The sequence below is a fragment of the Oryzibacter oryziterrae genome, assembly GCF_021864535.1.
GTDB classification, from domain to species: domain Bacteria; phylum Pseudomonadota; class Alphaproteobacteria; order Rhizobiales; family Pleomorphomonadaceae; genus Pleomorphomonas; species Pleomorphomonas oryziterrae.
In genome coordinates this window covers 1-13,080 of the sequence record NZ_JAKJIC010000008.1, presented here as the reverse complement: position 1 = coordinate 13,080, position 13,080 = coordinate 1, and the positions used below count along the sequence as shown (strand labels likewise).

Annotated in this window: 13 protein-coding genes and 2 tRNA genes; 13 read left to right on the top strand and 2 right to left on the bottom strand. The window is 61.9% G+C overall.

Annotation, left to right across the window (positions count from 1 at the left end):
- Positions 1-137: 137 nt before the first annotated feature.
- Together L2I41_RS10135 and L2I41_RS10130 are read right to left on the bottom strand one after the other, a co-directional pair.
- Entirely contained in the window at positions 138-1,253 is a 1,116-nt protein-coding gene (locus L2I41_RS10135) for a YcbK family protein (protein WP_237153435.1), read from the bottom strand.
- A gap of 351 nt (positions 1,254-1,604) precedes the next feature.
- Positions 1,605-2,045 (bottom strand): VOC family protein, encoded by a 441-nt coding sequence (locus tag L2I41_RS10130; protein WP_237153434.1) that lies wholly within the window; start codon positions 2,043-2,045, stop codon positions 1,605-1,607.
- 458 nt (positions 2,046-2,503) lie between these two features.
- Between L2I41_RS10130 and L2I41_RS10125 the strand changes: the two genes are divergently transcribed.
- From L2I41_RS10125 to L2I41_RS10065, 13 genes are all read left to right on the top strand, one after another.
- On the top strand, positions 2,504-3,079 hold the full coding sequence (locus L2I41_RS10125; protein ID WP_237153433.1) for a cold-shock protein: 576 nt from the start codon (positions 2,504-2,506) through the stop codon (positions 3,077-3,079).
- A 153-nt stretch (positions 3,080-3,232) separates the two neighbouring features.
- Positions 3,233-3,760: a DUF192 domain-containing protein gene (locus L2I41_RS10120; RefSeq protein WP_237153432.1), complete on the top strand. Its 528-nt coding sequence runs from the start codon at positions 3,233-3,235 to the stop codon at positions 3,758-3,760.
- Positions 3,761-3,894: 134 nt separating this feature from the next.
- A tRNA-Pro gene (locus tag L2I41_RS10115) sits at positions 3,895-3,971 on the top strand.
- 64 nt (positions 3,972-4,035) lie between these two features.
- On the top strand, positions 4,036-4,341 hold the full coding sequence (locus tag L2I41_RS10110) for an ETC complex I subunit (protein ID WP_237153431.1): 306 nt from the start codon (positions 4,036-4,038) through the stop codon (positions 4,339-4,341).
- Between the two features lie 67 nt (positions 4,342-4,408).
- A tRNA-Arg gene (locus L2I41_RS10105) sits at positions 4,409-4,485 on the top strand.
- Positions 4,486-4,629: 144 nt separating this feature from the next.
- Positions 4,630-4,845 carry a hypothetical protein gene (locus L2I41_RS10100; RefSeq protein ID WP_237153430.1) on the top strand — a complete coding sequence of 72 codons (216 nt, stop codon included), beginning with the start codon at positions 4,630-4,632 and terminating at the stop codon, positions 4,843-4,845.
- Entirely contained in the window at positions 4,842-5,459 is a 618-nt protein-coding gene (locus tag L2I41_RS10095; protein ID WP_237153429.1) for an ATPase, read from the top strand. The genes L2I41_RS10100 and L2I41_RS10095 overlap by 4 nt, the downstream gene beginning before the upstream one ends.
- Before the next feature lie 130 nt (positions 5,460-5,589).
- Positions 5,590-6,630 (top strand): LacI family DNA-binding transcriptional regulator, encoded by a 1,041-nt coding sequence (locus tag L2I41_RS10090; protein WP_237153428.1) that lies wholly within the window; start codon positions 5,590-5,592, stop codon positions 6,628-6,630.
- A gap of 434 nt (positions 6,631-7,064) precedes the next feature.
- Positions 7,065-8,330: an ABC transporter substrate-binding protein gene (locus tag L2I41_RS10085; RefSeq protein WP_237153427.1), complete on the top strand. Its 1,266-nt coding sequence runs from the start codon at positions 7,065-7,067 to the stop codon at positions 8,328-8,330.
- 95 nt (positions 8,331-8,425) lie between these two features.
- On the top strand, positions 8,426-9,343 hold the full coding sequence (locus L2I41_RS10080) for a carbohydrate ABC transporter permease (RefSeq protein WP_237153426.1): 918 nt from the start codon (positions 8,426-8,428) through the stop codon (positions 9,341-9,343).
- On the top strand, positions 9,340-10,155 hold the full coding sequence (locus L2I41_RS10075; protein WP_237153425.1) for a carbohydrate ABC transporter permease: 816 nt from the start codon (positions 9,340-9,342) through the stop codon (positions 10,153-10,155). Before L2I41_RS10080 ends, L2I41_RS10075 begins: the two co-directional genes overlap by 4 nt.
- Before the next feature lie 16 nt (positions 10,156-10,171).
- The gene (locus tag L2I41_RS10070; RefSeq protein ID WP_237153424.1) at positions 10,172-12,415 is read left to right on the top strand and encodes a glycoside hydrolase family 2 protein; all 2,244 of its coding nucleotides are present in this window, start codon (positions 10,172-10,174) and stop codon (positions 12,413-12,415) included.
- A gap of 37 nt (positions 12,416-12,452) precedes the next feature.
- A partial coding sequence (locus L2I41_RS10065) for an ABC transporter ATP-binding protein (RefSeq protein ID WP_237153423.1) occupies positions 12,453-13,080 on the top strand: 628 nt, incomplete at its 3' end.

The window sequence follows — 13,080 nt, the reverse complement described above, 5'->3', positions numbered from 1 at the left end:
CGAGGGGGGCTTATAGAGGGCTTCCCCGGAGAGGGCAAGTGGGCAAACGCAAAATCGGACAAGTTTTTGCGGAAAAATTGTAAGCCATTGAAATATATTGTGAAATATTCGGAAAATTGTTGTCCGGATTAGCCCGCTCAGCCGCGGCGGGTGCAGCTCCAGCGCCATTCGCGACGGCGGCCGGTGTCGATGTGAATCGACCTGGTGTGGCAATAGAGACCCAGGCCGCCGCGGTCGGGTTGGTCGAAGAAATAGCGGGCGAGGTCGTCGCGCGATACGCCGGGCATGTAGAGGTCCAGCGCGTTGCAATAGAGGTGCTGCGAGTGCAGGGCGCCCCGGACACGGCGATTGTGCGACGGCGAGCGGTAGCCGGAGGTGACGACCACCTTGTGGCCGAAATGGCCTTCGGCGCGGCGCACAAGGCCAAGCAGGTTGGGTTTGACGCAGTCCACATTGATGCCGGACCAGGCCAGCAGAAGGCCGTTGGCCGCCTGTACGGTCTGATGCGGGATGCCGGGAACCTGCTGGGCAAACGGGTGGGTTTCGCCGCCGAAGAGATCGCGCGGGTCATCGTCGGAGCCGATGGAGGCCATAACGATGCCGTTGTTCCAGTCGACGCCCGGCAATCCTTCGATCTTCTCCACCGGCTTGTCCGGCTTGGAGGTGTAGACGTTGACGAAGTCGTGCTCGAGGCCGTCGTTGATCGGCTCTTCCGGTACGGCCACCTTGGTCGGGTCGGCTTCCGCCTCGCCGGCGAGATCGGCTTCCGAGATTTCGTCGGGCGCGTCGTCCTCGGCCGCCTGCGGCGCCGAGGCGCCGTCCGCCGTCTTGCCGTCCGCCGTCTTGCCATCGGTGGCCTTGGCGTCCGGTGCGGCCGTCGCTGCGGCCGTGTCGGCGGCCTTGGGCGCTCCGGCTTCCTCGGTGCGGATGGCCGCTTCCGCTTCCTGCGCCTTGGGCGGTGTATCGGATGGGCCGAGCAGCATGGCGAACAGGCTGCGGGCCGTTCCCGCCTGGGCGGGCGCCAGAGCGGCAGCCTGGGTCGGCTGATCGGTGGCGGCGGGTGCAGCTGCGGCGGTGGCGTCGGCGGGAGATTTGGTGTCGGCGGGCGCCTTCGGGTCTGTGGGCGTCGGCAAGGCCGAGGCCGTGACACTGGTTGTCTTGACGGGAGCAAAGTCGCTGCCGTCCATCACCTGAGAGCAGGATGCGGCGGTCAGGGCAGCCAGAGCGGCCGCAATGAGCCATTTTGCATCCATACGCAATATCCTTCCCCAAATCAGCCGAACCGCTGTCTTGCCCTTGCCTTGCAACAGGCAGTACCGAGCGTGTTCAGCCGGAACAAAAACGCAAAATATGGTCGGTGCCGCGCCTCCCGCACGGACCGTCCCCCGTAATCACCGCGCACAAACAATACCGGCGCGGCAAAGCAAGCAAGTAAAAAATGTCTTAACGGAGGCGGCTGTAGCGAACCGTTGCGGCCCGCGGCTGGTGCTTGCCACTGTGGGCCTTGTTTCAAGTAATTGATAAGATTCACGAATTTTTGGGCGGCGAGACTTCTGCTCGCTCGCCGCCCCTTGTCGGCGCGGGCGCCGGCAAACCTGTGCCGGTCACCACTTTCCAGTGTTGGGCATGCTGGCCCAGGGCTCGGCGGCGGGCAGGGCGTCGCCCTTTTGCAGGAGTTCGACCGAGACATTGTCGGGCGAACGCACGAAGGCCATGTGTCCGTCGCGCGGCGGGCGATTGATCACCACGCCGCCGGCCTGCAGCTTGGCGCAGAGGGCGTAGATGTCGTCCACTTCGAACGCGAGATGGCCGAAATTGCGGCCTTCGCCATAGACTTCCGGATCCCAGTTGTAGGTGAGCTCCACGAGCGGCGCCGATTCCGCTGTCCCGCGGGCAACATCTTCGGCGGCGGCCAGGAAGATCAGGGTGAAGCGGCCCTTCTCGCTCTCATGCCGACGCACTTCGCGCATGCCGAGCAGGTCGCAATAGAAGTGGAGGGATTGGGCCACGTCGGTCACGCGGACCATGGTGTGCAGATAACGCATGGAGTTTTCCCTGATTGGCTGGAGCGTCCGCCGATCATGTTGAAACCGCATGATCGAAAAACGGCTGCGCAAGGTATTGAATCCGGAACGATTTCCAGTCGACTTGATGATTCCATCAGGTCGGAAAGCGCTCTGGCAGGTTGACCGGCCGGATAATGGCCCGGTGAGAGGCCCGGCAGCATGCCTTCGGTCGCCGCGGCATGGCAAGAGGCTTTGTGGCCTCGCGGAAATTGTCTTGTGCGCTGCGATATTTAGCTGGATCTCGGGCCAAACCGGCTTTCATGGTAACGATTGACGGAAAGTTTGGCGAAAAAGCGGCGAAAATAGTTAATTGGCCGGTCTTCGGGGCTTGCGGAAGGCCTCCTTGTTGATGGTAGATTTGAACCTGCAGAATCACGAATAGTCGGGGCGCGAAGGCATTTGCGTCGGGGGTCAGTGTAATCGTGGGGGCTGGGAGCATGGCCAAGGCTCAGGTGTTTAGTGACAATCAGGAGATCGAGCAGGAGCTCGGGCTCGAGGTTGTCGAGCTGGTCGGTGTCATCAAGTGGTTTGACGTCGCCAAGGGTTTCGGCTTCATCGTTCCCGACGAGCCGGGGCTTCCCGACATTTTGCTGCATGTGACCTGTCTGCGCCGCGATGGCTTCCAGACGGCCTATGAAGGCTCCCGCGTGGTTTGCGAAGTGCTGAAGCGGCCCAAGGGCTTGCAGGCTCTGCGCGTTCTGTCCATGGACGAATCCACGGCCGTTCATCCCTCTCAGCTGCCGCCCTCGCGGACCCATGTTCAGGTCACGCCGTCGAGCGGGCTTGAGCAGGTCGAGGTCAAGTGGTTCAACCGCATCCGCGGCTTCGGCTTCCTGACCCGGGGCGACGGGTCGGACGACATCTTCGTGCATATGGAAACCTTGCGCCGCTTCGGCATCACCGAGCTGCGGCCGGGCCAGAAGGTGCTGGTTCGCTATGGCGACGGCCCCAAGGGCAAGATGGTCGCCGAGATCCGGCCGGTGCAGTCGGGCGGCATTCCGTCGTCGCATTGAGGCTAGGAGAGGCGGCTTGTCGCCTCTCGTTTCTGGCGCGAGACCCTGTTGGCTCGCGCTTTCTTCCTGACATTTGCTGGTTTTGCCCTGGGGGATGAGGGGGCTTTTCCGCGGGTTGGTCTTTTCCGTGTATCTCGTATGGAGCGGACTTCGATGCAGTCATCCTTTTCTTGGCGCCTCGTGCTGCGCGCCTTGATCGCCGCCCTTGTGGTGGCCTTTGTCGTTTTCCGTCTGGCTCCCGGTGAAAGTCGGGCCGACAGCATGCCGGTGCCGGTCGAAGGGCCGACCAGCGTGCTCAGCATCGCCACCGAGACCGGCGTCTACCCCTATAACGTCGAGGTGGCCGACACCGAAAAGACGCGCGAGCTCGGCCTCATGTATCGGCGCGAGATGCCGCGCGATCACGGCATGCTCTTCGACATGAAGCGCACTGGCGAGGCCACCTTCTGGATGCATGACACGCTGATCTCGCTCGATATCGTGTTCATCGGCGAGGATGGCCGCGTTGTCTCGATCGCGCCTGATGCCCGGCCGCGGTCGGACTCCCTGATTCCCTCCGGGCCGCCGGTTCGCTTCGTGCTGGAGCTCAACGCCGATCAGGCGCGCTACATCAAGCTGAAGGTGGGCGACCGCATCAGCCATCCCGTCATCGACCGCATCGCCCGCAAGGTCGCCGGCTGAGGCGAGCATCGCGGTTTTTTCCGTGTTTTGCCGTTCGCGAGGGCGCGTGGCAGGTGCGCTTGCAGTGCTTTTTGCGTATGATCCCTTGCACCGCACCGCTGAAGCGGCTAGGAAAACCAGCAGAAATTCATCGTCGGGGTATGGCGCAGTCTGGTAGCGCACCTGCTTTGGGAGCAGGGGGTCGCAAGTTCGAATCTTGCTGCCCCGACCATCACTTCCGGGCCACGGATCCGGCTCCGCCGGGTCGATGACCCTTGGCAGCAAGAGTGGGACATATGGCAGCTCGCATCTACAAACCGGCCAAGAACGCCATGCAGTCGGGGCGCGGTCGCACCGAGAACTGGGTGCTCGAGTTCGAACCGGAGCGGGCCAAGACCGTCGAGCCCCTCATGGGCTACACCTCGTCGACCGACATGCTGCAGCAGGTCAAGCTCAGCTTCGAGACGCGCGATCAGGCCATCGCCTATGCCACGCGCAACGGCCTTGCCTATCGTGTGGTCGAGCCCAAGGAGCGCACCGCCAAGCGCATGTCCTATTCGGACAACTTCAAGAGCTCCAAGGCCGAAGTCTGGACGCACTGACCGGGGTCGGCTGGCCCCGAGCGGCCAGCGTCCGACGCACCTCATGGGCGCGTCACCGCAATGGCATGGCTCCATAGCTCAGCTGGATAGAGCAGCCGCCTTCTAAGCGGCAGGTCGCAGGTTCGAGCCCTGCTGGAGTCGCCAAATGGTAAGAGTTTTCGCCTTTCATTGTGTGAAAGGCCGCGTCAAAGTCAGAACGTCGCAAGGCAAGCCGCACGGATGTCTATGGGGGTACTTTTCTACCCTTCGCTTCATGCCCATTTGTCGTGTCAACGGAGATGATGCTCGATGATGCTGTTAGACAAGAGCCGTGAGAATGCCGAGTCTGTCAGGCAGATCGGTCAGTTTGCCCGCATGATTGCGCAAGCGGCGGGGACCTCAATTTATTACCTCGACTTGGCTCGTGGCGGCTTTATTGAGGAGCTTCCCGGCGGTGTGCAGCGTTTGGTTAAAGTTGTGAGCGTGATGGGGGCAATTGTTGAATCTGCAGATCGTCGCAGATGACCACCACAGTCCCGTCGTTCTGCACCATTATTGCGGGGCCGAATGGATCGGGGAAGTCGACCATTTATGAGCTGCTCAGGCCAATTGGCGAATATGTCAATGCCGATCTGATTGCACGGAACCTGAGCCCAACTTCCCCTTCAAGTGCTTCTGTGAAGGCTGGGCGTGCCGTATTGATGCGTCTCAAAGAGCTCATGTCGTTACGCCAAAGCTTCGTATATGAGACGACCCTGGGTAGTCGACAGTCGATTGAGATCATGCGTAAGTGTCGCGAGTTGGGATACGAAGTTGGTCTCGTGTTTGTTTGCGTTCGCAGCGACGATGCGTGCATCTTGCGGATCAAAGAGAGGGTCGAGCGCGGCGGGCATCATATCGACGACGTGACAGTGCGTCGCAGGTTCGTTTCGTCTTTGTTGAATCTCTCTCCGGCGCTTTCACTCGCACATAATGCCATCATCTACGACAACTCCGAAATTGCATCGAAAATCCTGGCAATTGTGTCAGGCTCTCATCTTGACCAAAGCGATCTCGATGAACGAGTCCCTGTACAAGCGCGCATCGGTGAGGCGCTCGCCACCGCTCTCGGTCTGACCATTTCTGACGTCATGCTCTAAGGACTGCCATCTTCAAATCCGGTAAAATCCACTGGTAAATATTTTACCTGGACCGCTTGAGCTTGCTCCCGGTCCTGCAGTACGCTTAGCAAGCGCATCGATTGTGCAAGGCAATGCGGGACGCGGTTCCATGGTCACGATCAAGGAAATAGCCAAGGCGGTGGGCGTTTCGTCCGCCACGGTGTCGCGCGTCCTCAATTACGACACCTCGCTGTCGATCACCGAGGTGAAGCGGCAGGCGATCATCGAGACGGCGGAGGCGCTCAACTATCTGACGCCGCGCAACCGTCCGCGCGCCGGCCGACCGGTCGGGGCGGACGCCGCCAGCAACGGTCGCATTGCCATCGTGCATTTCCTGCGCGCCGAAGACGAGATGGCTGATCCCTATTACATCGGCGTTCGGCTCGGCATCGAGGCACGGGCACGGGCCAACCGGGTGGAGGTGGTCACCTTCTACAATTCCGGTGCGCTGCCGACGGTCGATGACCCATCCGTACTCTCCGGCATCATCGCGCTGGGGCTGCACACCGATGCGGAGATCGACTGGGTGCGGCAGATGACGCCGAACCTGATTTTTGCCGATTTTGCGCCTTATGTTGACGATCTCGACATCGTGGCTTGCGATCTGCGCTTTGCCATGACGCGGCTTCTCGACCAGTTGCACGCCGTCGGCTACCGGCGCTTTGCCTTCCTGGGCGACGATCGGCCGAGCGGCAATGTGCGCTATCCCTCCAACGAGGAGCGGGCGATCACCTTCAAGCAGTGGACCCAGCAGCACGAGCTGTTCGATCCCGCCTTCTATCTTCTGGCAGACCGGCTCTGTTTCGAAAACGGCTACCAGCTGGCGCGCAGCCTCCTCGAGGCACCGACGCTGCCGGAGATCATCGTCACCTCCAACGACAACATGGCCATCGGTGCCTACCGGGCGATCCAGGAGAAGGGGCTGTCGATCCCGCGCGACATCGCCATCGCCAGCTTCAACGACATTCCCTCGGCCCAGTTCCTGGCGCCGCCGCTGACCACCGTCCGCATCCCGGCCGAGCGAATCGGCGAGAATGCCTTCGACCTGCTTGCCGAGCGCATGGCGGGGCGCGACTATGCCAAGAAGCTGATCATCGCCACCGAGATCATCTGGCGCGACAGCACGCGGGCGCCCGGTGGAACTGGTTAACGCCTTTGCTGGCTTCCCTGTGGATTTGACCTGTCTGGAACCCTGTTGGCTGCGCGCTGACGGAGCCCTCCGGGCGTCCATGCGCACTGAAAATATTTTCCGGCTATCTATCTGACTTGAAACGTTTTTACAGCATTCCGTCCCTTTCATCTGCCCCTTCGCGGCGGGGCTCGGGTGGTGCTTGGCGGTAAAGAATCTGTGGGCCAAAAGGCCGTGCCGTAGACCGCCTGAAAAATTTACCTTTCAAAAATTCAATCGTTTCAAATGCTTGAGGCAAAAGTTAGTAAATTTTACTAAACACCTTGCGCGCTGTTCGCTTCTGGGCAATACTGGCGGCACAAGGCGAGGACATCGCCTTCGACGGGCACCCCCGCGTTGTCGCGCGACCTGAGAGGCAGGTCGGAGGAGGGTGCCGGGCAGTGGAGGAGACATAGATGAATTTCAGCAAGACCCTTCGCCGGGGAACGCTCGCCTTTGCCGGCGCGAGCCTCCTCGCCATCGTGACCGCTCAGGCCGCCGAACTCACCGTCTGGTGCTGGGACCCGAATTTCAACGTCGCGATCATGAAGGAAGCCGGCGATCGCTATGCGAAGACCCATCCGGACTTCAAGCTCAACGTTGTTGACTTCGCCAAGGTCGACGTGGAGCAGAAGCTGCAGACCGGTCTGGCCTCTGGCGTTTCCGACGGCATGCCCGACATCGTCCTGATCGAAGATTACGGCGCGCAGAAGTATCTTCAGTCCTTCCCGGGCGCCTTCGCCCCGCTCAGCGACAAGGTCGATTATTCCGGCTTTGCGCCCTACAAGGTTCAGCTCGCCACGCTCGACGGCAAGGTCTACTCCATGCCCTTCGACTCCGGCGTCACCGGCTTCTACTATCGCAAGGACTACATCGAGGCTGCCGGCTACAAGCCCGCCGACATGCAGGACCTGACCTGGGACAAGTATATCGAGATCGCCAAGGCCGTCGAAGCCAAGACCGGCCACAAGATGCTCGCGCTCGATCCCAATGACGCCGGCTATGTCCGCATCTTCATGCAGTCCGCTGGTTCGTGGTATTTCGACAAGGACGGCAATCCGAACATCCTCGACAACCCCGGCCTGAAGGCTGCGCTGGAAGTCGAGCAGAAGATCCTGCAGGCTGGCATCTACAAGCCGGCCGCCGGCTGGGCCGACTGGGTTGGCGCCTTCACCTCGGGTGACGTTGCCTCGGTGACGACCGGCGTGTGGATCACCGGCACGGTCAAGTCCGGTGCCGACCAGAAGGGCAAGTGGGGCGTCGCCCCGATTCCGAAGCTCGACGTGCCCGGCGCTGTCGCCGCGTCGAACCTCGGCGGTTCCAGCTGGTATGTCCTGTCCGGCTCCAAGGCCAAGGACGAAGCCATCGACTTCCTGAACGAGATCTACGCCAAGGACATCGACTTCTACCAGAAGATCCTGGTGGATCGCGGTGCCGTCGGTTCGCTTCTGGCCGCTCGTACGGGTACTGCCTATTCGTCCAACGACGAGTTCTTCGGCGGCGAGCCAATCTGGCAGAACTTCTCCGATTGGCTGAGCAAGGTTCCGTCCGTGAACTACGGCGTGTTCACCAACGAAGTGGACAGCGCCATTGCCGCCCACCTGCCGGATCTGGCCAAGGGCACCTCGGTTGACGACGTGCTGAAGGCCGTCGACGCGCAGGTCAAGTCGCAGCTGCAGTAATCCTCCCCTGTTGCTGCCCGGGCGCGGGGCCTTTGGTTCCGCGCCCGGCTTTTATCAGCTCTTGCCAAAGCACCGCTTCCGGAGAAGGAGGGCGCATGTCTTCGCTTGCGAGTGGCCCGGCCCAGCGCCGCAGATTTGACATCAACGGCTGGCTGTTCGTCGCCCCGGCCCTGACGCTCATCGCCATCTTCATGATCTTCCCGATCCTGCAATCCTTCTGGATGTCGTTCCAGCAGGGACGCGGCATGAACATGACGTTTGCCGGCTATGGCAATCTCGTCAAACTCTGGAACGATCCGCTCTTCATTCAGGCGCTCAGCAACACCTTCATCTTCTTCCTGATCCAGGTGCCGATCATGCTGACGCTGGCGCTGGTGATGGCGGCGGTGCTCAACAATCCGGCCATCCGCTTCCGCGGCCTGTTCCGCACGGCGATCTTCCTGCCCTGCGTCACCTCGCTGGTGGCCTACTCGGTGCTGTTCAAGTCGATGTTCGTCACCGACGGCATCGTCAATTCGACGCTTGAGACCATTGGCCTCATCAGCGATCCCATCCCCTGGATGACCGATCCCTTCTGGTGCCGGACCATGATCATCATCGCCATCACCTGGCGCTGGACCGGCTACAACATGATCTTCTATCTGGCGGCCATGCAGAACATCGACAAGTCGGTCTACGAGGCCGCGCGCATCGATGGCGTGCCCTCCATCGGCCGCTTCGCCTTCCTCACGGTCCCGATGCTGAAGCCGGTGATCCTGTTCACCACGGTCACCTCCACCATCGGTACGCTGCAGCTGTTCGACGAAGTCGCCAACATCACCGGCGGGGGTTCGGCCGGCGGTGCGGCGGGGCCGTCCAACTCGGCGCTGACGCTGTCGCTCTACATCTACAACCTCACCTTCAAGTTCATGCCGAGCTTCGGCTACGCCGCGCTGGTGTCCTATGTGATCGTGTTCCTGGTGGCGATCCTGGCCTTCATCCAGTTCTATCTTGCCCGGGAGAGCGACCGATGAACCCGATGCGCACGCTCCGCTCCGCAGGCACCTACGCCTTCCTCGGCGTGATGGCCTTCCTGTCGGTCTTCCCCTTCCTGTGGATGGCCTTCGGCGCCACCAACCCCACCACCGACATCGTCAAGGGCAAGGTCGGCTTCGGCGATGCGCTCAGCGCCAATGCCGCGGCCTTCTTCACCCAGGTGAATGTGCCGGTGGTGTTCTGGAACTCGCTGAAGATCGCCATCCTGCAGACGCTGATCACGCTGCTGGTCTCGTCCATGGCCGGCTATGGCTTCGAGATCTTCCGCTCGCGCAACAAGGAGCGCATCTACAACGCGATCCTGCTGACGCTGATGGTGCCGTTTGCGGCGCTGATGATCCCGCTGTTCATGATGATGGGCAAGGCCGGGCTGATCAACACGCATGTCGCCGTGCTGCTGCCCTTCGTCGGGTCCGCCTTCATCATCTTCTACTTCCGCCAGAACACCAAGTCCTTCCCCCATGAACTGCGCGATGCGGCGCGGGTGGACGGGCTCAAGGAATGGCAGATCTTCTTCCTGATCTACATTCCGGTGATGCGGTCCACCTATGCGGCGGCCTTCATCATCATCTTCATGACGGCGTGGAACAACTATCTCTGGCCGCTCATCGTGCTTCAGTCCAACGAGATGAAGACGATCACGCTGGTGATCTCCTCGCTGGGATCGGCCTATTACCCCGACTATGGCGTCGTCATGGTGGGCACGGTGATCGCCACGGTTCCCACGCTCTTCGTTTTCTTCGCCATGCAGCGGCAGTTTGTCGAAGGCATGATCGGTTCGGTCAAGTAACTCCAGGGCTTTGCAAATGCGCACCACCACTCAAATCAACAGCAACTGGTCCTTCCATGAAGGTGCCGAGAAGGCGCTGATCGAAGCCTTCGCTGCCGGGCGCGACGTGACCCTGCCGCACACCGCCGTCGAGACGCCGTTCAACTACTTTGACGAAACCGCATACCAGCGCGCCTTCACCTATCAGAAGCGCATCGCCTGGCAGCCGGCCTTCGAGGGCAAGGAAGTGGCGCTGGTCTTCGACGGCGCCATGGCCGACAGCGTCGTCTATGTGAATGGCGAGACGGTTGCCGCCCACCCGGACGGCTACACGCCCTTCGAGGCGCGCCTGACCGATCTTCTGAACAAGGGCGACAATCTCGTCACCGTCACCATCAACGGCGCCGAGAATCCGGCGATCCCGCCCTTCGGCGGCCAGATCGACTATCTCACCTATGCTGGCATCTATCGCGACGTCTGGCTGCGCGTCACTGCCCCGGTCTATGTCTCCAACGTCAAGGTGGAGACGCTTGACGCGCTTGCCGAGCGCAAGTCGGTGTCCGTGCGCGTGCTCACTGCCAACCCGCAGAAGCTGCCGCTCGAGGGCACCGTCAAGGTGACGCTGAAGGACGCCACGGGTTCCGTTCTTGCCACGTCGACCGCCGAGCTCGCCGCCGACGTGAAGCTGGTGTTCACCGATCTCGAAGGCCTGTCCCTGTGGGATCTCGATACGCCGGTGCTCTACACCGCCGAGGTCGAGACCACCCACGCCTCCGGCTCTGACTCCCATGCGGTCCGCTTCGGTTTCCGTACCGCCGAGTTCACGCCGGAAGGCTTCCGCCTCAATGGCCGGCCGCTGAAGATCCGTGGCCTCAACCGCCACCAGGCCTGGCCCTATGTGGGCTACGCCATGGGCCGCCGCGCCCAGGAGCGCGACGCCGAACTCCTCAAGCGCAAGCTGAAGGTCAATCTGGTCCGCACCTCGCACTATCCCCAGTCCACCTGGTTCCTCGATCGTTGCGACGAACTGGGGCTCTTGGTCTTCGAGGAGATCCCCGGCTGGCAGCACGTGGGGGACGAGGCCTGGCAGGCGCAAGCGATTGCCAATGTGCGCGCCATGGTCACGCGCGACTGGAACCATCCCTCGATCATCCTGTGGGGGGTGCGCATCAACGAGTCGCGTGACGTGCACGACTTCTACATCGAGACCAACCGTCTCGCCCATGAACTCGATTCCACCCGCCAGACCGGCGGCGTGCGCTACATCACCGAGAGCGAGTTCCTCGAAGACGTCTACACCATGAACGACTTCATCCTCGGCAACGAGGAGCTGCCGGGCAACAATCGTCCGCGCACGGCGCTGCGCAGCCAGACGGAGATCACCGGCCTCGGCCGCAATGTTCCCTACATGGTCACCGAGTTCAACGGCCACATGCATCCCACCAAGCGCTGGGACCAGGAGCAGCGCCAGGCTCAGCATGTGACGCGCTATCTCGAAATCCTCAACGCCGCCTATGGCGATCCCAACATCTCCGGCTGCATCGGCTGGTGCATGTTCGACTACAACACCCACAAGGACTTCGGTTCCGGCGACCGCATCTGCCATCACGGCGTGATGGACATGTTCCGCGAGCCAAAGTTCGCCGCCTGGGTCTATACCTCCCAGTGCGATCCCTCTGATGAAGTGGTGATGCAGCCCGTCACCTTCTATGCCCGAGGCGAGCGCAACATCGGCGGCATCCTGCCGCTCATCGTGCTCACCAACTGCGACGAGGTGGAGATCCGCTACGGCAGCCAAGTGGTCAAGCGCGTCAAGCCGGATCGGGAAACCTACCCGCATCTGCCACATGCGCCCGTGGTCATCGACCATCGCGTCTTCACGCCCGACGAACTGGGCCTGTGGGGCATGCAGTGGGAAGCGGCCACCATCACCGGCTTCATCGACGGCAAGGAAGTCAAGTCGATCCACTATGCGGACGATCCGTTGCCGACGACGCTTGAGGTGGAGGCCGACGATCTCGAACTCTCCGCCACGGCCAAGGACGCCACCCGCGTCATCGTCCGCGCGCTCGATCAGAAGGGCAATATCCTGCCGTTCCTCGATGACACCGTGTCCTTCTCGGTCACCGGCCCGATCAAGGTCATCGGTCCGTCGTCGCAGGTGCTGAAGGGTGGTTCGGTCGGCCTCTGGGTCGAGACCACCGGCGGCGCCGGAGCGGCCACGCTCACCGTCACTTCGCCGCGCTTTGCCGCCACGACCGTCTCGCTGACGGTCGCCTGATCCCTCGAACTCCAATCGCCTTGAGGTAAGCCAGATCATGACCGACGTTATCCTTCGGGACGTGCGCAAATCCTTCGGCACGGTGAATGTGATCAAGGGCGTGGATCTCGACGTGAAGTCGGGGGAGTTCGTGGTGTTCGTCGGCCCGTCGGGCTGCGGCAAGTCCACCTTGCTGCGCATGATCGCCGGCCTTGAGGACATCACCTCGGGGTCGCTGGAGATCGGCGGCGAGCGGATGAACGACGTCGATCCGTCCAAGCGCGGCATCGCCATGGTGTTCCAGAGCTACGCGCTCTATCCGCACATGACCGTGCGCGAGAACATGGGCTTTGCCCTGCGCTTTGCCGGCGTGCCCAAGCCGGAGATCGAGAAGCAGGTTCTGGACGCCGCGCGCATTCTCGAACTCGAACCGCTGCTCGATCGCAAGCCGAAGGCGCTTTCGGGCGGCCAGCGCCAGCGCGTCGCCATCGGCCGCGCCATCGTGCGCCATCCCAAGGTGTTCCTGTTCGACGAACCCCTGTCCAACCTCGATGCCGAGTTGCGCGTGCACATGCGCATCGAGCTGGCCAAGCTGCACCGCAAGCTCGGCGCCACCGTGATCTACGTGACCCATGACCAGGTCGAGGCGATGACGCTGGCCGACAGGATCGTGGTGCTGCGCGGGG